Source organism: Streptomyces scabichelini, from assembly GCF_011045015.1.
Taxonomy (GTDB): Bacteria; Actinomycetota; Actinomycetes; order Streptomycetales; family Streptomycetaceae; genus Streptomyces; species Streptomyces scabichelini.
The window spans coordinates 1-17,824 of record NZ_JAAKZY010000204.1 but is presented as its reverse complement, the minus strand read 5'-3'; the positions used below and the strand labels follow the sequence as shown (position 1 = coordinate 17,824).

Genomic DNA, 17,824 nt, shown 5'->3' with positions numbered 1-17,824 from the left:
CGCCCGCACCCACCCGAGACCGCACCTCTCACCCCCGAGGAAGCCCGCACCATCGCCTCCTGGGACCGCGACCTGGACGCCCTCACCGGAGAGCTGCTGCGAGCGCGAGAGAGCGTCACGGACGTACCCCTGCCGACCTCCCTGACCGCGTCCCAGATGCTGCGCCTGGCCGCCGACCCGGACGCCTTCGCACAGGAACTGGCACGCCCCATGCCGCGCCCCCCGCAGCGCGCCGCACGCCGAGGCACCCGCTTCCACGCCTGGGTCGAGACCCGCTTCGAAGAACTGCGGCTGCCCATGCTGGAGCCCGAGGAACTGCCCGGCAACGAGGCCGAGATCGCCGACGAACGCGACCTGGAGGCACTCAAGGAGGCCTTCGAACGCAGCGCCTACGCCCACCGCACGCCCTACCGAGTGGAAGCCCCCTTCCAGCTCGAGATCGCCGGACGGGTCGTACGGGGCCGCATAGACGCCGTCTACAAGGACGGCGACGGCGACGAGGCGACGTACGAGATCGTCGACTGGAAGACCAACCGCACCCGCACCGCCGACCCCCTCCAGCTCGCCCTCTACCGGCTCGCCTGGGCCGAGCAGCACGGCGTACCGCTGGAGTCCGTCAAGGCCGCTTTCCTGTACGTGCGCAGCGGCGAGATCGTACGACCCGAGAACCTGCCGGACCGTGCCGCACTGGAGCGGCTGCTCCTGGAGGAGCCCTCCACGGACGAACCGCCGGACGAGCATGTCACTGCGGGCGGATAGGCTCGTGAGCATGAGCAAGACTCCGGACAGCGCCGTCCGCACGTACATCGAGAACCACCGCGCCGCCTTCCTCGACGACCTCGCCGAGTGGCTGCGCATCCCGTCCGTGTCGGCCCAGCCCGACCACGCGGCGGACGTGCGGCGCAGCGCCGACTGGATTGCCGCGAAACTCCGGGAGACCGGCTTCCCGACAGCCGAGGTCTGGGCGACCCCCGGCGCCCCCGCCGTCTTCGCCGAATGGCCCTCCGAAGACCCGCAGGCGCCCACCGTCCTCGTCTACGGACACCACGATGTACAGCCCGCCACCCGCGAGGAGGGCTGGAACACCGACCCCTTCGAACCCGTCATCCGCGGAAACCGCCTCCACGCGCGCGGGGCAGCCGACGACAAGGGACAGGTGTTCTTCCACACACTCGGTGTCCGCGCCCACCTCGCCGCCACCGGCCGCACCACTCCCGCCGTCAACCTGAAAATGCTCATCGAGGGCGAGGAGGAGTCCGGTTCGCCGCACTTCCGCGCACTGGTCGAATCGCGGCAGGAACGCCTCGCCGCCGACGCCGTGATCGTCTCCGACACCGGCATGTGGTCCGAGGACACCCCCACCGTATGCACCGGGATGCGTGGCCTCGCCGAATGCGAGATCGAGCTGTACGGGCCGGACCAGGACATCCACTCCGGCGCCTTCGGCGGCGCCGTGCCCAACCCCGCCACTGCCGCCGCCCGCCTCGTCGCCGCCCTGCACGACGAGCACGCGCGCGTGGCGATCCCCGGCTTCTACGAAGACATCGTCGAACTCACCGACCACGAGCGCGAACTCTTCGCCGAACTGCCCTTCGACGAGGAGAGGTGGCTGCGTACGGCCAAGTCGTCAGCCGTCCACGGAGAGGCCGGACACACCACTCTGGAGCGCATTTGGGCCCGCCCGACCGCCGAGGTCAACGGCATCGGCGGCGGCTATCAGGGCCCCGGCAGCAAGACGATCATCCCCTCCTCGGCCATGGTCAAGCTCTCCTTCCGGCTCGTCGCCGGCCAGGACCCGCACCTCGTCGAGAAGGCCGTACGCGCCTGGGCCGCCGAGCAACTGCCCGCCGGGATCCGCCACGAGATCACCTTCGGCGCCGCCACGCGCCCGTGCCTGACACCGCTGGACCACCCGGCCCTGCAATCCGTCGTACGCGCCATGGGCCGCGCCTTCGAACAGGAGATCCGCTTCACCCGTGAGGGCGGTTCGGGACCCGCCGCGGACCTCCAGGAAGTCCTCGCCGCACCCGTGCTCTTCCTCGGCATCTCGGTCCCCTCCGACGGCTGGCACGCCCCCAACGAGAAGGTCGAACTCGACCTCCTCCTCAAGGGCGCCGAAACCACCGCCTACCTGTGGGGCGACCTCGCGGACAACTGGCGCGATGCACACTGAAAGAACCCGCCGAACGCCGCCGAGTCCCGCCGTACGTCCCGCTGAAACACCCATTCCACCAGGGGAGTTGGAAGCACCCGTGACCACCTGGACCGATCAAACCGCCGACCGTCCCATCTCGCTCACCGCCCCGAGCGGCATCGACCGGGCCGCCCACCACCGGCTCGACGAAGCCTGGCTCGCCGCGGCGTGGAGCCACCCCACAACCCGCGTGTTCGTGGTCTCCGGCGGCCAGGTCCTCATCGACGAGACGGAGGATGGCACCACCGAACTCGTGATGACCCCCTCCTTCGAAGCCCCCCTCACCGAGGCACACCGCTACTTCCTGGGCACCGACGACGACGGCGTCAGCTACTTCGCACTCCAGAAGGACGCGCTCCCCGGCCGCATGGACCAGTCCGCGCGCGCCGCCGGACTCCGCGAGGCGGGCCTGCTCCTGTCGCCCCGCGACACAGGCCTCATGGTGCACGCCGTCGCCCTGGAGAACTGGCAGCGCCTGCACCGCTTCTGCTCCCGCTGCGGCGAACGCACCGTCATCGCAGCGGCCGGCCACATCCGCCGCTGCCCCGCCTGCGGCGCCGAGCACTACCCGCGCACCGACCCGGCCGTGATCATGGCCGTGACGGACGACGACGACCGCATCCTGCTCGGCCGCCAGGTGCACTGGCCCGAGGGCCGCTTCTCCACCCTCGCCGGCTTCGTCGAGCCCGGCGAGTCCATCGAGCAGTCCGTACGCCGCGAGGTCTTCGAGGAAGCCGGCGTCACCGTCGGCGAGGTCGAGTACATCGCCAGCCAGCCCTGGCCCTTCCCCTCCAGCCTCATGCTGGGCTTCATGGCCCGCGCCACCTCGGCGGACATCAACGTCGACGGCGACGAGATCCACGAAGCCCGCTGGTTCTCCCGCGAAGACCTGCGGGCCGCCTTCGAGTCCGGGGAGGTGCTGCCTCCCTACGGAATCTCGATTGCGGCCCGCCTGATCGAGCTCTGGTACGGCAAGCCCCTGCCGAAGCCGGGCACAGCCCTCTAGCGGGCCTCGACCTCGATCTTCTGCTTGACCTGCGCCAGCGAAGGGTTCGTGAGCGTCGAACCGTCCGGGAACAGAACGGTGGGAACCGTCTGATTGCCGCCGTTCGCCTTCTCCACGAACGCCGCGGAGTCCGGGTCCTGCTCGATGTTGATCTCGTCGTAGGCGATGCCCTCACGGTCCATCTGGCTCTTCAGCCGACGGCAGTATCCGCACCACGTGGTGCTGTACATCGTCACAGTGCCCGGCATGTCTATCGTGCTCCTTCGCTGCTGGGGGTGCGTGTTTCGCAGTGGGTGGAACGTAAGTGACGGGGCTGCCATTCCCGTACGCGGGCGGAGCAGGGCCGGGCGGGCAGGGAGGCGCCTGCCGCATTAGTACGACTGCAAGCGTCTCCCTGTGGACAACCGACACGCCTGCCACCGCCGAACTGGCAGCATGGCGGGGTGACAGCAGCAACGCACTCCACCCTCTTCCCGCAGGGCTCCAACAGTTCTCAGTACCCGGCTCCGCCGAGTGGAGCCGACGCGGTGCTCGAAGGGCTCGACCCCGAGCAGCGCGAAGTCGCCACGGCCCTGCACGGTCCGGTGTGCGTACTGGCCGGGGCCGGCACGGGCAAAACCCGGGCGATCACCCACCGCATCGCCTATGGGGTACGCGCCGGGATACTCCAGCCCACCAGCGTGCTGGCCGTCACCTTCACCAACCGCGCCGCCGGCGAGATGCGCGGCCGCCTCCGCCAGCTCGGCGCATCCGGAGTCCAGGCCCGCACATTCCACTCCGCCGCCCTGCGACAACTCCAGTACTTCTGGCCCAAAGCGGTCGGCGGCAGCCTGCCGCGGCTCGTCGACCGCAAGATCCAGCTCGTCGCCGACGCCGCGGCCGCCTGCCGCACCCGCCTCGACCGGGGTGAGCTGCGCGACATCACAGCCGAGATCGAATGGTCCAAGGTCACCCAGACCGTCCCCACCGACTACGCGGCCGCCGCCGCCAAGGCCGGCCGAGAAACCCCCCGCCACCCCAGCGAGATCGCCCAGCTCTACGCCGCGTACGAGGACCTCAAACGCGACCGCGGCGTCATCGACTTCGAAGACGTCCTGCTGCTGACCGTCGGCATCCTCCAGGACCGGCACGACATCGCCGACGAAGTCCGCGCCCAGTACCAGCACTTCGTGGTCGACGAGTACCAGGACGTCAGCCCCCTCCAGCAGCGCCTCCTGGAACTGTGGCTCGGCGAGCGCGACAGCCTCTGCGTCGTGGGCGACGCCAGCCAGACGATCTACTCGTTCACCGGTGCAACCCCCGACCACCTCCTCGACTTCCGCACCCGCCACCCGGGCGCCACGGTCGTCAAGCTGGTCCGCGACTACCGCTCCTCACCCCAGGTCGTCCACCTCGCCAACGGCCTGCTCGCCCAGGCCCGCGGCCGCGCCGCCGAACACCGCCTGGAGCTGATCTCCCAGCGCGACCCAGGACCCGAGCCGGTCTACAGGGAGTACACCGACGAGCCCGCCGAGGCGGAGGGTGCCGCCCGCCGCATCCGCGACCTCATCGCCTCCGGCGTCCCCGCGAGCGAGATCGCCATCCTCTTCCGTACCAACGCCCAGTCCGAGATCTATGAACAGGCCCTCGCCGACGCCGGGGTGCCCTACCAGCTGCGCGGCGCCGAGCGATTCTTCGACCGAGCCGAAGTACGAAAGGCGCGCGTCGCCCTGAGAGGCGCGGCCCGCTTCGGAGGCAACGACTCCCTCTTGGACAACGCCGTCGACCTGCCCTCGCAGGTGAGAGCCGTGCTGTCGGGCGAGGGCTGGACCAGCGAGCCGCCCGCCGGATCCGGCGCGGTCCGCGAGCGCTGGGAATCACTGGCCGCCCTCGTCCATCTCGCACAGGACTTCGCCACCGCCAAGGCCGACGCCACCCTCGGAGACCTCGTCGCGGAACTCGACGAGCGCGCCGGTGCCCAGCACGCCCCGACCGTCCAGAGCGTCACTCTCGCCTCCCTCCACTCCGCAAAGGGCCTGGAGTGGGACGTCGTCCTGCTCGTCGGCGTCGCCGAAGGCATGATGCCGATCACCTACGCAAAGACGGAGGAACAGATCGAGGAGGAGCGCCGCCTTCTCTACGTCGGTGTCACCCGCGCCAGACAACACCTCTCCGTCTCCTGGGCGCTGTCCCGCTCACCTGGAGGACGTCCCAACCGTCGCCCCAGCCGTTTCCTCGACGGCCTGCGCCCCGGCTCCACCGCCACCGCGGCCAGAGGCGGCGCGGGCGGCTCCGGTGGCATCGAGCGCGGCGTCACGGGCGGCGTCGAGGACGTAGTGCGGCGGGTGACGCGGCAGCCGGCCCGGTGCCGAGTCTGCGGCCGCACCCTCACCGACGCCGGTGAGATGAAACTGATGCGCTGCGAGGACTGCCCCTCCGACATGGACGAGGGTCTGTACGAGCGGCTGCGCGACTGGCGAGCGGACCAGGCGCAGCGCAGCGGGCAGCCGGACTTCTGCGTCTTCACGGACAAGACGCTGATGGCCATCGCTGAAGCGGTACCGTCCAGTCCGGCCGAACTCGCCCGCATCCCGGGGGTCCGAGCCCGCAAGCTGAACCGCTACGGAACCGAAGTTCTGGCCATCTGCGCAGGTCAAGAGCTTGGGGGAGGCGAAGACGAGGACTGATGCAAACTCGTCGAGAAAATAGTTTGCGCATGCCCCAGCAATCCCCATAGGTTCTTAAGCACGGAAGCGGCGGCCTTCTCCAAGGCCCTGGTTTCGTGCTGTACTTAACAACCGTCGGACCGGCTCACCCCGGTCCCAGAGACGCCGAGAGGAGGCGATTCCAGTGATCAGCATCAAGAGCAGCTCCATCAGCACCGTCAAATTGACCGATCGCTCGGTCGTCTCCACGTGCCTGCTCGGCTTCTCGAACCTGGGCACCGGTCTGTCCGGCATTCCTGCTGTCCGGCCGGCGTCCGCCGTGTCTCTCTCGGGCCTCCCCGTCCGTGAGCGCAATGAGCGACCGATGAAGGCACTGGAAGCAGTAGAGGCGCAGGCGCAGGCCTATGCCTTTGCGGCTGCCGGTGCCGGATCCCGCAAGCAGACGCAGCACCACACGATGTGGGCCTTCCGTGGGCCTGAACCCTGGAGTGATCCAGCCTGATCGGCGATCAGGCCGGCGCCTTCAGGGCCGCGGAACCCCACCCGGGATCCGCGGCCCTTCTGTTTGTCCCCGACCAGGGACGACAGAGCGAAGGGGCCTCGGGACAAGAAAAGAACCCGGTACCAGCCGCCAACCGGCCAACCCGGCCGGCACGACCAGACGAGGAAGACAAACCGTGCAACTCGAAGCGCACGCCCCGTCCGTACCGCCTTCCGAAACGATCCCACCGCCCGGTCTCACGGAGGACTCCACCTTGACCCCGCTCACTGCGCTCACCGCGCTCGACGACGCCATCGAGAACCTCGGCGTGCCCGTCCCCTGCCGCTCCTACGACCCGGAGGTCTTCTTCGCCGAGTCGCCGGCAGATGTCGAGTACGCCAAGTCCCTCTGCCGCACCTGCCCGCTGATCGAGGCCTGCCTCGCCGGCGCCAAGGAGCGGCGTGAGCCCTGGGGCGTCTGGGGCGGCGAGCTCTTCGTCCAGGGTGTCGTTGTCGCCCGGAAGCGGCCGCGTGGCCGCCCGCGCAAGAACCCGGTTACGGCATGAACACCACAGGAACGATCGATCGCCCTCTGACGCACGACCCCAAGGATCAGGCCCCGATGAAGCCGTCCATCAGCGAGCCCCTCGGCTCCGCGATTCGAGACTTCACCACCACCGGCGCGAACGACTCGCGCCAGAACAGGACCCGAGAGATGCAACTCATCCAAGAAGCCCTGGCTCGTGCGCATATGCACGAGCAGCAGCGCGCCGCCGAGGCCGAACGCCTGGCGATCCGCCTGGCAGTGGCCCGCCGGATGCAGCGCCGCGCCGAGCGCGCGTCGCTGCGCGCACGCCGCGCTCTGGCCATGGCGGTCATGCAGTAAGGCGCGTTGAAGCAAGCGCGACGCCGCCACAACGGCAACGGAAGTAAACCGCTGCCCGCGGGGCCGGTCCGAAGGGACCGGCCCCGCGGTGCGTTGTGCCCGTCGATCCGCCGGCCCCGGCGATATCGTCGTCGAGTGACGAGTCTTCCCGGGGACAGTGACAACGGCGGTTCCGTCACGGAACCCCAGCCCATCGTGTGCGCCCGCTGCGGCGCCACATCAGAAGGCCCCCAGCCCACCTGGACCTGCTCCGTGGAAAACGGCACCCGGCACTACTTCTGCGACAACTGCGCCCGGGCCAACCTGAGAGCGATCGAGGGACGGCTCGATTCGTCTTGGTGGTAGCCCGTCGTTTCCTTTGGGGCCCTCACGCCTCGGCCGCCGACTCCCCCTCGCCCAGGGCCGTTTCGTCCTCCGGGAGGAAGCCCGGTAGCCACTCCTCGAGTTCGTCTCGGAGCCGTACCGTGGCGCCCAGTTGGCACAGCACGCCGATTGTGCTCAATGTCACCCGGTGTATCAGCAGATAGGCCGGGGGCAGGTTGAGCTGCTTGCCGAGCTGGTACGCGGGGGAGCGGGGGTCGGCGATTCGGGCTGCCTGGCTGCGCATCCAGCCTCGGGTGAAGGTGAACTCCTCGGCCTGGGCCGGCTCGATGATGGGGAGCAGGTAGTCCAGGACGGCATCCGGGTCGAGCTCTATCGACTGCTTGACGAAGCCCTCCTCGCAGAGGAGCTCGTAGACCGCTTCGGCCTCGCCGTCGAGGGTCATCCGCAGCGAGTCACCGATGGTCGGCGGCAGGCCGCCCGGGAGGCGGTCCACCGTGCCGAAGTCCAGTACGCCCAGGCGCCAGCCATCCATGCCGTCCTTGCCGTCGGGGTCGCCGGAGTCCCCGGAGTCGTCGGGCAGGAGGCGGAAGTTGCCGGGATGCGGGTCCGCGTGCAGCAGGCCGGTGCGGGCCGGGCCGGAGAAGAGGAAGCGGGCCAGCAGCTGGCCCGCCCGGTTCCGCTGCTCCTGCGTGCCGTCGGCGATCACCTCCGACAGCGGGATGCCGTCGATCCACTCCGTCACCAGTACCTGCTCGCACTGGTGCACCACAGCCGGCACCCGTACGTCCGGGTCGTCCGCGAACTCCTCCGCGTGCGCTTGCTGGGCCTGGGCCTCCAGGCCGTAGTCGAGCTCCTCGGACACCCGGTCGCGCAGCTCCGCGATGAGCGGCTTGACGTCCATCCCCGGAATCAGCGGTCCCAGAAGACGGGCGAAACGGCTGAGCTGGTTCAGGTCGGAGAGCAGTGCCTCACCCGCCCCGGGGTACTGCACCTTGACCGCGACCTCCCGGCCGTCGTGCCACACCGCGCGGTGCACCTGTCCGATCGAGGCCGCCGCGGAGGGCTTGTCCTCGAATTTCAGGAACAGGTCGCGCCAGTCCTCGCCGATGCGCTCCTCGAGCACGGCGTGCACCGTGCGTGTCGGCATGGGCGGGGCCGCCTCCTGGAGCTTCGTCAGCGCCGCGCGATACGGCCCCGCGACCTCTTCGGGCAGCGCCGACTCGAACACGGACAGCGCCTGCCCGAACTTCATCGCGCCGCCCTTGAGCTCGCCGAGCACCTTGAACAGTTGCTCGGCCGTGCGCTGTTGCAGCTCGCGGCCCACGATCTCCGCCGACTTCCCGCCGATCCGTTTGCCGAGCCCCCAGGTGGCCCGCCCGGCGAAGCCGAGCGGCAGGGCGGCGAGCTTGGCGGTTCGGGTGACCGCCTTCCGGGGAAGATCAGACATGCGCCCTCCAAGTACCGGACAGCCGAGCCGCGTGCGGCTGTTGCCCGGCCATTGTCTCTTGCGGCCTCTCGTCCTCCGAGGTCTGCTCCCCCTTAGCCTTCTCCGCGGTCCCGCACGAGCATGCGGAATGCGGCCATACGGGGCGTGCATGCCAGTCGAATCCGGGCACCGAGGCCTCCCAGCGAGCTCCCGCACTGGACGGCAACTCCCCGTCCAGAAAGGCGAGGGCATGCCCAGCGGCCAGCCCGGCGACCGTGGCCGACAGCGTCAGATCACAAGCCGGCACCTGGCGGGGCTGCCCGGAGCGCCACTGTGCGAGCAGGCGCGGCCAGGTCGGGTCCCGGTCGGTGCGGCCCCGGTCCAGGCAGCCCGCACAGGCCGTGTCGCCGGGCAGGACGAGGGGGCCGACGACTCCCGTGCCCTCCACGATTCCGGCGTACAGATGTGGTGTCCCGGAAGCGATCAGCGGCTCGGCGGTGGTCGGGTCGGGTGCGTGGACGGCGAGGCTGTCCCGTGGCGCGAGGATCACCAGAGAGAGTCCCGGCTCTTCTTCGTCGGGAGATGACTGGGCGCCGCCGCGCCGTGGTGGGCGGTTGAGTGCCGCCCGGCGCACCGCCCGCCGCGCAGCCTCTTCCCTGCGCTCGCCGATGGAGTCGGCGGGCAGGCCGCCCGGTGCGATGTCCCACGGCTCGACGCATCCGCCGTCTCGTACGTCCACATGGCCCACGCCCGCCCCGGCCAGCGCGGAGGCCAGGACCACGCCCACCCGTCCGGCGCCCCACACCTGCACCCGCAGCGAGCGGCGGGCCGCGAGTCGGCGCATGCCCTCGCCCGGTCCGGGGGCGACCAGGGACAGGGAGGCGAGGTCGGGCCGCAGCCGGTCCAGGACGGCTTTCCTCTCGCGCAGGGCGTCGGCTGCCGGGCCGCCGCCCGTCGCGTCGTCCAGCAGTCCCGCCCGGGCCAGCCGCTCCACGAGCCCGTCGGCATGGCCGTCGGGCAGACCCATGCGGCGCCCCTCGTCGCGCAGGAGAGGAAGCCCTCGTGTCCCGTCGAGCAAGGTCAGAAAACTGCCCGTCGCCGTGTCCATCGGGCCGAGCACCATGGCGTGTGCCGGTGCCATCCCGAACTGCACGGTGTTCAGATCCCGCCAGGCGCGCCGCAGCGCGGGTTTCACCATCGGATGCATGACTGCCCTCGTACGTCCCCGTTGTGCCGGTGGCGCTCGTTCTGCTCCGCCGGTCGAGTGCCAGCATGCACGCATCGCTCGGCGAGTGCCGAAAGTTATCCACAGGCTGTGTGTATTCGTCGTACAAATCAGGCGTACGGAGTATGGACAAACTGGGCGCGCGGAGCGCGGATCGGCATCGAACCGTCCCGGAGGCGGGACTTCCACCATGCGCAACAGGTACCGTCGGGGCGTGTCCGCCGACCCACTGAACCGCGGAAAACCACAGCGCAGCACGACGAGCGAGCCGCCGGGCGGCTCGGGGACGAGCGCGATCGAGGTCCGCAGGAGCGCTCGCCGACGCAGAACGGTCTCCGCGTACCGCGAGGGTGATCGTACCGTCGTGCTCATCCCCGCCCGGATGTCCGAGGCGGAGGAGCAGCGCTGGGTGGGCGTCATGCTCGACAAGCTCGCCGCCCAGGAGAACAAGCGGGTACTCGGTGACGCGGAGCTCTCCGAGCGTGCCGCCCGGCTCTCCGACCTGTACTTCGACGGCCTCGCCCGGCCCTCCACGGTCCGCTGGGTCACCAACCAGAACACCCGCTGGGGCTCGTGCACGCCGTCCGAGGGCAGCATCCGTCTTTCGCACCGGTTGCAGGGCATGCCCGAATACGTCGTCGACTACGTTCTCGTCCACGAACTCGCGCATCTGCTCGTGCCCGGCCACGGGCCGCGCTTCTGGCAGCTCCTCGAGGCCTATCCGCGTACCGAGCGGGCCCGCGGCTACCTGGAAGGCGTGGTCGCCGCCGACCGGCTGCCCCATCTGCCCGCCGCGCGCGACGAGTGACACCGTCCCGGCAGGACGACAGCGCTGGTACGGGCGGCAGGCAGGGATTGTGTACCGGGTCTGTACCGGCATCGTCCGCGGCTGGATTTTGCCGTTAGCCTGACGCGCGACGCACTCGTATTCGGGATGGGGGACGGTCGTTACGCATGGCCAGGGAATTCCAACGCGGCCACAAGGCCAAGATCAGTGACCTCACCGCGGGCACCGATCTGTACGTAGGCGTACAGATCACCGGCCCCGGTCTGACCTTCGACATCAGCTGCTTCGGTCTGGACGCCGACGAACGGCTTTCGGACGACCGGTACTTCATTTTCTTCAACCAGCCGAAGAGCCCTGAGGAGTCCATCCAGATTCTGGGCGCGCAGGCGGGCGACACGGAGTCCTTCCGCGTCACGCTCGACAAGATCCCGCCGCAGATCCAGAAGCTGTCCTTCACAGCGACACTCGACGGCGCCGGGCAGATGTCGCAGGTCGCCCCCGGATACATTCGCATCGTCGCGGGCGGAGAAGAGGTGGCCCGGTACTCGTTCAGCGGTGCCGAGTTCTCCACCGAACGCGCCGTGATGCTGGGCGACTTCTACCTCAAGGACGTGTGGCGGTTCGCGGCGGTCGGGCAGGGCTTCGACGGCGGACTCGACGCGCTGCTGAAGAACTTCGGCGGCGAGGTCGCCGAGGAGGAACCCGCCACTCCGGCGCAGCCGCAGGCCGGCGCGCCGTCCTTCGCGCCGCCCGCTCAGGCCACCGCGCCGCCCGCGTTCGGTGCTCCATCAGGCCCCGCCGCACCTGCCCCGGTCCCCGCGCCGCAGCCCGCCCAGGGCTTCGCACCGCCTCCGGGAGCCACTCCGCCGCAGACGCCCGCACCCCCGGAGCCCACACCGTCGGTGCACGCCGCGCCCACGGTCGTCGCGCCCCTGACGCCGCCCGGCGGCGCTCCGGTGCCGCCCCCGGCACCGGCACCCGCGCCCTACGGGCAGCCGCCGGGCCAGCAGCAGCCTCCGTACGGCCAGCCCCCCGCCCCGAGCGCACCTCTGCCGCCCGGGTACGGACAGCCCCAGGCACCGCAAGCACCCCAGGCGCCCGCCCCGCCGCCCGGCTACGGTCAGCCGACCCCGCCTCCGGGGTACGGCCAGCAGCCACCGTTCGGGCAGGCCCCCGGTCAGCCGGGTGCTCCGGGCGCGCCCTCCTCGTACGGAGCACCCCAGGGCGCTCCGCAGGGCGGCGCCGGTGTCGCCGCGGCGCTCCAGCCGTACAAGGAGGCGCCCACCGGTCAGCGCTGGACCCAGCAGAACAAGAAGATGGTCCGGGTCGATCTCGGTATGGGCGGTGACCAGCCTGTGCTCGCCCGACAGGGCAGCATGGTGCTCTACCAGGGCAAGGTCGACTTCAGCTACAAGAGCGCCGGATTCTCCGGCCGGATCGTGGGCAACGCGACCGGCCAGGAGATGCAGCTGATGCGCTGTTCGGGCAAGGGCCAGGTGTTCCTCGCCGAGAAGTCCGCCATGCTGCACCCCATCGAACTGCAAGGGGACGCCATCTGCGTCTCCGCGGAGAACGTCCTCGCGTTCGACGAGACGCTGCAGTACGAGGTGCGCCGCATCGAAGGGCACGGCATCCCCGGAGGCGCGCTGTTCACGATGCAGTTCCAGGGGACCGGCACGATCATCGTCAAGACGCAGGGAGCGCCCGTGGTGCTGCCGGTCACGCCGACGACGTTCGCCGACTGCAACGCCGTCGTCGCGTGGTCCGCCGCGTCCCAGGTGATCGTCTCCAGCCAGGTGCGGATGCGCCGCAACGCCTACCCGGGCGACACCGGGGAGAGCGTGAATCTGCAGTTCCGCGGCGCGCCCGGCAATTTCATCGTCGTCCAGCCGTACGAGGTCTGAGGGAGCCCGTCAATGAACCAGCAGCTCGCGGGCTTCGCCCCGGCACCCGTTGCCGCGCGCATGGAGAACCACGGCAACCACATGCTCAAGGTCGCCATGCAGACCGGAAACGACCTCCTCGCGCGCGTGGGGTCGATGGTCGCCTACGAAGGCTTCGTCCAGTACGAGCCGAACCCGCCCGCCGTGCGCCAGATCGCGCGCGACTGGGCCACCGGTGAGGGCGCGCCCCTCATGAAGTGCTCCGGAGACGGCCTGCTCTACCTCTCCGACTACGGCGCGAACGTCGTGATCATCAACCTCAACGGCGACGGGATCTCCGTCAACGCCACCAACCTGCTCGCCTTCGACGCACACCTCCAGTGGGGCGTCGAACGCGTCAAGGGACTGGCGAAGTTCGCCGGACAGGGCCTGTGGAACACCAAGATCTCCGGGCAGGGCTGGGTCGCGCTGACCTCCCGGGGCAAGCCCGTCGTCGTCGACTGCGGCGGCGGGGAGGACGAGACGTACGTCGACCCGGACGCGCTCGTCGCCTGGTCCCCGAACCTCAAGGTGAAGGGCAAGCGCACCTTCAAGGCGGGGTCGCTGATCGGGCGGGGCAGCGGAGAGGCGTTCCAGATGGCCTTCTCCGGACAGGGCATCGTCGTCGTCCAGCCCAGCGAGGACAGCACCGACCGCCTCCGACTCCGGGGCTGAGGGGGAGCCACACATCATGCAGAGCCCGCTTTTCGCCTACAACGAGCAGCAGTCCCAGGAGCGCTACAGCCTGCAGAACAAGCAGATGCTGCGCGTCGCCCTGGAGGGCCACGACGACGTGCTCGCCCGCAAGGGCACCATGGTCGCCTACCAGGGTCTTGTGGAGTTCGACGCCGAGTTCCAGAGTTCCGGTCAGCGGCGCTCCCGCGCACAGACGGGAGAGGGCCTCGACCTGATGCGCTGCCATGGGCAGGGCATCGTCTATCTGGCCAACCTCGCCCAGCACATCCATGTGGTGGACGTCGACCAGGACGGCCTCACCGTGGACAGCAGCTACGTCCTGGCGATGGACTCCTCGCTGCACCACGAAGTGATCGCCGTGGACAGCCAGTACGGCATCTCCGGTTCCGGGAAGTACCAGCTCAACATCTCCGGGCGGGGCAAGGTCGCCCTGATGACCTCGGGGATGCCGCTGATGATGCAGGTCACGCCGGACCGGTACGTCAACTGCGACGCCGACGCCATCGTCGCCTGGTCGACGAGTCTGCGTGTACAGATGCAGGCTCAGACGCACTCCTCCGGAGTGTTCCGGCGTCGCGGCAACACCGGTGAGGGCTGGGAGCTCAGCTTCATGGGCACGGGGTACGCGCTCGTCCAGCCCAGCGAACTGCTGCCCCCGCAGAACGCCGTGATCGGCCAGGGCGTCCGCGCCCAGTACGGCGTGGGCCAGCAGGGGGCCCACGGCCAGAACCAGGGCAACGTCTGGAGTTGAGCCCCCTAGGAGCATGTGTAAGGGGCGGTCACCATTGGTGACCGCCCCTTACACATCCGCTGTCAGCTGAAGCCTGTCAGCTGAAGCCCAGTCAGCTGAAGCTGTGTGAGCTGAAGCCATGTCGGCTGAGCCGTCACAGCTGAAGGCGCTCGCGGGTCGCCTTCAAGAGGCGTATCACCGAATCGTCGGCGACCTCCGCCACCTCGTCGTAGGGGAACCAGCGCAGGTCGAGTGACTCGTCGCTGATCTCCTGCACCGCGCCGGGCGGCGCCACGGCCGCGTACTGGACGTCGAAGTGGCAATGGCACGGCGGCGGGATCGGGTGCCGGTCCAGGCTCACCGGGCCGCCCGGCAGCAGCTTCAGGCCCGCGATGCCGGACTCCTCCGTCGCCTCACGCAGCGCCGCGGCCTCCAGCGTGGCGTCCTCCGGCTCGCAGTGCCCGCCCATCTGCAGCCAGATGCGCATCTTCTTGTGGAGGGTCAGCAACACGCGGCCGTGCCCGGGGTCGATCACGAGCGCGCTCGCCGTGATGTGCCCGGCCTCGCAGGCCTTCCACATGCCGTCCGGATGAGCCTCCAGATGGTCCAGATATGCCTGGCGCAGCTCTTCCTGGTCCTCGTAGCCCTTCAGTACGAGGACCGCGTCGTCACGAAGGCTCACTCGGTGTCGTCGCCCTTGTCGTCGTCCTTGTCGCCCTTCTTCAGGTTCGGCTTCTCGGCGGAGCCGCCCGCTGCCTCCCCGAGCATCTTGTCCAGCTCGGAGAAGTCCAGCTGTTCGCGGTGCACGAAGCCGTCCGGGTCGTCCAGGTCGGAGGCGGTCGGCAGCATGTCCGGATGCGCCCACAGGGCGTCCCGGCCGTCGACACCGCGCGCGTCCGTGAGCGAGGCCCACAGCCGCGAGGCGTCCCGCAGCCGGCGCGGGCGCAGCTCGAGGCCGATCAGCGTGGCGAAGGTCTGCTCGGCAGGGCCGCCCGACGCACGGCGGCGGCGCAGCGTCTCCCGCAGCGCGTCCGCGGACGACAGACGCGGCTTGGCAGCCGCGTGCACCACCGCGTCCACCCAGCCCTCGACGAGCGCAAGCGCCGTCTCCAGACGAGCCAGCGCCACCTTCTGGGCCGGCGTGTCCTCCGGCTGGAACATGCCCTGCTGGAGCGCGTCCTGAAGCTGCTCCGGGTTCGACGGGTCGAGCTGGCCGACCACGTCCTCCAGCTTGGCCGTGTCGACCTTGATCCCGCGCGCGTAGCCCTCGACCGCACCGAACAGATGCGAGCGCAGCCACGGCACGTGCGCGAAGAGACGCTGGTGAGCTGCCTCGCGCAGGGCGAGGTAGAGCCGCACCTCCTCCTTCGGTACGCCGAGGTCCTTGCCCAACGCGTCGACGTTCACCGGAAGCAGCGCGGCCTTGCCTGCCGGGCCGAGCGGCAGACCGATGTCGGTCGACCCGACGACCTCGCCCGCCAGCACGCCCACGGCCTGCCCGATCTGCGTACCGAACATGGCGCCGCCCATGGAGCGCATCATCCCGATCAGCGGGCCCGCCATGGCCTGCATCTCCTCGGGAAGGACGTCGCCCATGGCGGCGCCGACGCGCTCGGCGACCGGGTCGACGAGCTCCTTCCACACCGGCAGGGTCGCCTCGACCCACTCCGCGCGGCTCCAGGCCACCGAGGACCCGGCACCGGACGGCAGAGACGTCGCGTCGTCCAGCCACAGGTCGGCCAGCCGCACCGCCTCCTCGACCCAAGAACGCTCGGCGGGGCCGACGCTCGAGTCCTTGCTGCCGTCAGGGGCGCCCTGGGACACCGTCTGGCGGGCGATCTGCTTGGCCATGTCCCAGTTCACCGGGCCGCCCTCGTACGAGAGCATCTGGCCCAGCTGCTGGAACGCCGCGCCCAGGTCGTTGGGGTTCAGGGAACCGAACATGGCGGCGAGCGGGTTGTCGGCTCCAGGGCCTCCCAGGCCTCCGGGCAGCCCGAAACCGAACGGGTTGTCAGGTCCCTGACCACCACCGCTCTCCTGGTCCTTCTTCTTGCCCTCGTCGCCGTTCTCCGGCTCCTCCGGCGGAAGGCCGAATCCGAATGGGGTGTCACTCACGGGATTCCTCGGCTGTTAAGGCCGCCGGTTCTTTCCGGCGGCGGCTGCCCGACATCACCACCCAGCGTAGACACCGCAGCCGGTTCGGGCCTCGATGCTTCGCCGACTCATGGGCTGCGGCAGGATGGATGCCACCTGGTACGTACGCGTCACGCGCGTCCTTACTGAAGACAACCGCTGGAGACGCCCGGTGAGTTCCCCAGATCCGCAGGTTCGCGCAGCGCGAAACCCCTCAACCAGTCCGGCCGTCCGCGGCCCCGTCGTCGCGGTCACCGGCGCCGCGGACGGCATCGGCGCGCTGCTCACCGAGCGGCTCGCCGCCAGCGACGAGATCAAGCAGGTCATCGCCATCGACGAGCGGCGCGGCGAGTGCGCGGCCGCCCACTGGTACATCCTCGACGTCCGCGACCCGGCGATCGCCGAGAAGCTGCGCGGCGCGGACGTCGTCGTGCACCTGGCGCTCGACCTCGACCTGGAGACCGACCCGGCCGCGCGCACCGCCTACAACGTGCGCGGCACCCAGACCGTGCTCACCGCCGCGGCCGCCGCCGGCGTCCACCGGGTCGTGCTGTGCACCTCGGCGATGGTCTACGGGGCGCTGCCCGACAACGAACTGCCCCTCTCCGAAGACGCCGAACTGCGTGCCACCGCGGAGGCCACGGGCGTCGGCGACCTCCTGGAGGTCGAGCGGCTCGCCCGGCGGGCGCCCCGCGCGCATCCCGGGCTCAACGTCACCGTCGTACGGCCCGCCGTGCTCGTCGGAGGCACCGACACGGCCCTCACGCGCTACTTCGAGTCGCCCCGGCTGCTGGTTGTCGCCGGATCCCGGCCCGCCTGGCAGTTCTGCCATGTCGAGGACCTGTGCAGCGCTCTGGAGTACGCCGTCCTGGAGAAGGTCGACGGGGAGCTGGCCGTCGGCTGCGACGGGTGGCTGGAGCAGGAGGAGGTCGAGGAGCTCAGCGGGATCCGGCGGATGGAACTGCCCTCGGCCGTCGCCCTGGGTGCCGCGGCCCGGCTCCACCGGATCGGGCTCACGCCGTCGCCGGCCGGGGATCTCGCATACACGATGTACCCCTGGGTCGTCAGCGGGAGTCGGCTCCATGACGCCGGGTGGCGGCCGCAGTGGACCAACGAGGAGGTCCTCGCGGAACTTCTGGAGGAGGTCTCCGGGCGGCACACGGTGGTTGGGCGGCGGCTTGGCCGCAAGGACGCGACGGCGGCGGGGGCCGCGGGAGCGACGGTCGCGCTGCTCGGTACGGCCGCCCTCGTCCGCCGGGCGCGGAAGGCCCGGCGGCGCATCTGACGTGGTGGGCGTGGGGGATCTTCGCCCCCGCCGCCCCTACCCGTCCCATCCCTGGGGGCTCCGCCCCCAGGGATGGGACGGGTAG

General features: G+C 70.2%; 17 protein-coding genes. 12 read left to right on the top strand and 5 right to left on the bottom strand.

From position 1 onward, the window contains the following. The 3 genes from G5C60_RS40370 to nudC form a co-directional block, all read left to right on the top strand. The coding region (locus G5C60_RS40370; protein ID WP_165267348.1) for a PD-(D/E)XK nuclease family protein at positions 1 to 759 on the top strand (759 nt) is incomplete at its 5' end. Between the two features lie 10 nt (positions 760 to 769). After that, complete coding sequence (locus tag G5C60_RS40365) at positions 770 to 2,173, top strand: dipeptidase (protein WP_165267346.1); 1,404 nt, start codon at positions 770 to 772, stop codon at positions 2,171 to 2,173. Between the two features lie 79 nt (positions 2,174 to 2,252). Next, positions 2,253 to 3,200 (top strand): NAD(+) diphosphatase, encoded by a 948-nt coding sequence (nudC, locus tag G5C60_RS40360; RefSeq protein WP_338146066.1) that lies wholly within the window; start codon positions 2,253 to 2,255, stop codon positions 3,198 to 3,200. On the opposite strand, the gene G5C60_RS40355 is transcribed toward nudC, so the two are convergent. Continuing rightward, the gene (locus tag G5C60_RS40355) at positions 3,197 to 3,448 is read right to left on the bottom strand and encodes a mycoredoxin (protein ID WP_165267334.1); all 252 of its coding nucleotides are present in this window, start codon (positions 3,446 to 3,448) and stop codon (positions 3,197 to 3,199) included. The genes nudC and G5C60_RS40355 overlap by 4 nt on opposite strands. 195 nt (positions 3,449 to 3,643) lie before the next feature. Here G5C60_RS40355 and G5C60_RS40350 point away from each other — a divergent pair, with 195 nt between their 5' ends. The 4 genes from G5C60_RS40350 (at position 3,644) to G5C60_RS40335 (ending at position 7,211) form a co-directional block, all read left to right on the top strand. Beyond that, positions 3,644 to 5,866: an ATP-dependent DNA helicase UvrD2 gene (locus G5C60_RS40350; protein WP_420907457.1), complete on the top strand. Its 2,223-nt coding sequence runs from the start codon at positions 3,644 to 3,646 to the stop codon at positions 5,864 to 5,866. 163 nt (positions 5,867 to 6,029) lie between these two features. Beyond that, positions 6,030 to 6,347: a hypothetical protein gene (locus tag G5C60_RS40345; protein WP_165267333.1), complete on the top strand. Its 318-nt coding sequence runs from the start codon at positions 6,030 to 6,032 to the stop codon at positions 6,345 to 6,347. A 175-nt stretch (positions 6,348 to 6,522) separates the two neighbouring features. After that, positions 6,523 to 6,891 carry a WhiB family transcriptional regulator gene (locus G5C60_RS40340; RefSeq protein WP_019072119.1) on the top strand — a complete coding sequence of 123 codons (369 nt, stop codon included), beginning with the start codon at positions 6,523 to 6,525 and terminating at the stop codon, positions 6,889 to 6,891. Further along, positions 6,888 to 7,211: a hypothetical protein gene (locus G5C60_RS40335; protein WP_165267332.1), complete on the top strand. Its 324-nt coding sequence runs from the start codon at positions 6,888 to 6,890 to the stop codon at positions 7,209 to 7,211. The genes G5C60_RS40340 and G5C60_RS40335 overlap by 4 nt, the downstream gene beginning before the upstream one ends. A gap of 367 nt (positions 7,212 to 7,578) precedes the next feature. Here G5C60_RS40335 and G5C60_RS40325 read toward each other — a convergent pair whose 3' ends face one another. Both G5C60_RS40325 and G5C60_RS40320 read right to left on the bottom strand, forming a co-directional pair. Then, on the bottom strand, positions 7,579 to 8,982 hold the full coding sequence (locus tag G5C60_RS40325) for an ABC1 kinase family protein (RefSeq protein WP_165267330.1): 1,404 nt from the start codon (positions 8,980 to 8,982) through the stop codon (positions 7,579 to 7,581). Beyond that, the gene (locus G5C60_RS40320; RefSeq protein WP_165267329.1) at positions 8,975 to 10,168 is read right to left on the bottom strand and encodes a TOMM precursor leader peptide-binding protein; all 1,194 of its coding nucleotides are present in this window, start codon (positions 10,166 to 10,168) and stop codon (positions 8,975 to 8,977) included. Before G5C60_RS40320 ends, G5C60_RS40325 begins: the two co-directional genes overlap by 8 nt. A 232-nt stretch (positions 10,169 to 10,400) precedes the next feature. Here G5C60_RS40320 and G5C60_RS40315 point away from each other — a divergent pair, with 232 nt between their 5' ends. The 4 genes from G5C60_RS40315 (at position 10,401) to G5C60_RS40300 (ending at position 14,342) form a co-directional block, all read left to right on the top strand. After that, a complete protein-coding gene (locus G5C60_RS40315; RefSeq protein WP_165267327.1) occupies positions 10,401 to 10,994 on the top strand; it encodes a SprT-like domain-containing protein in 594 nt (197 codons plus the stop codon). 146 nt (positions 10,995 to 11,140) lie between these two features. Then, positions 11,141 to 12,877, top strand: a complete 1,737-nt coding sequence (locus tag G5C60_RS40310) for a TerD family protein (RefSeq protein ID WP_165267325.1) — start codon at positions 11,141 to 11,143, stop codon at positions 12,875 to 12,877. 12 nt (positions 12,878 to 12,889) lie between these two features. Beyond that, a complete protein-coding gene (locus tag G5C60_RS40305; RefSeq protein WP_165267323.1) occupies positions 12,890 to 13,570 on the top strand; it encodes an AIM24 family protein in 681 nt (226 codons plus the stop codon). A gap of 16 nt (positions 13,571 to 13,586) precedes the next feature. Next, entirely contained in the window at positions 13,587 to 14,342 is a 756-nt protein-coding gene (locus tag G5C60_RS40300) for an AIM24 family protein (RefSeq protein WP_165267321.1), read from the top strand. Positions 14,343 to 14,475: 133 nt separating this feature from the next. Here the strand turns inward: G5C60_RS40300 and G5C60_RS40295 are convergent, their stop codons facing one another. Both G5C60_RS40295 and G5C60_RS40290 read right to left on the bottom strand, forming a co-directional pair. Further along, complete coding sequence (locus G5C60_RS40295) at positions 14,476 to 15,003, bottom strand: NUDIX domain-containing protein (protein ID WP_165267319.1); 528 nt, start codon at positions 15,001 to 15,003, stop codon at positions 14,476 to 14,478. After that, positions 15,000 to 16,436, bottom strand: a complete 1,437-nt coding sequence (locus tag G5C60_RS40290; RefSeq protein ID WP_165267317.1) for a zinc-dependent metalloprotease — start codon at positions 16,434 to 16,436, stop codon at positions 15,000 to 15,002. The genes G5C60_RS40295 and G5C60_RS40290 overlap by 4 nt, the downstream gene beginning before the upstream one ends. Before the next feature lie 190 nt (positions 16,437 to 16,626). On the opposite strand from G5C60_RS40290, the gene G5C60_RS40285 reads away from it, so the two are divergent. Beyond that, on the top strand, positions 16,627 to 17,739 hold the full coding sequence (locus G5C60_RS40285; protein ID WP_165267315.1) for an NAD-dependent epimerase/dehydratase family protein: 1,113 nt from the start codon (positions 16,627 to 16,629) through the stop codon (positions 17,737 to 17,739). Positions 17,740 to 17,824: the final 85 nt, after the last annotated feature.

What these genes read in the sequence shown, in the direction of transcription:
- G5C60_RS40365 (WP_165267346.1), top strand. Translation starts at nt 770, where the DNA reads ATGAGCAAGACTCCGGACAGCGCCGTCCGCACGTACATCGAGAACCAC.
- G5C60_RS40355 (WP_165267334.1), bottom strand. Translation starts at nt 3,448, where the DNA reads ATGCCGGGCACTGTGACGATGTACAGCACCACGTGGTGCGGATACTGC.
- G5C60_RS40335 (WP_165267332.1), top strand. Translation starts at nt 6,888, where the DNA reads ATGAACACCACAGGAACGATCGATCGCCCTCTGACGCACGACCCCAAG.
- G5C60_RS40325 (WP_165267330.1), bottom strand. Translation starts at nt 8,982, where the DNA reads ATGTCTGATCTTCCCCGGAAGGCGGTCACCCGAACCGCCAAGCTCGCC.
- G5C60_RS40320 (WP_165267329.1), bottom strand. Translation starts at nt 10,168, where the DNA reads ATGCATCCGATGGTGAAACCCGCGCTGCGGCGCGCCTGGCGGGATCTG.
- G5C60_RS40310 (WP_165267325.1), top strand. Translation starts at nt 11,141, where the DNA reads ATGGCCAGGGAATTCCAACGCGGCCACAAGGCCAAGATCAGTGACCTC.
- G5C60_RS40305 (WP_165267323.1), top strand. Translation starts at nt 12,890, where the DNA reads ATGAACCAGCAGCTCGCGGGCTTCGCCCCGGCACCCGTTGCCGCGCGC.
- G5C60_RS40300 (WP_165267321.1), top strand. Translation starts at nt 13,587, where the DNA reads ATGCAGAGCCCGCTTTTCGCCTACAACGAGCAGCAGTCCCAGGAGCGC.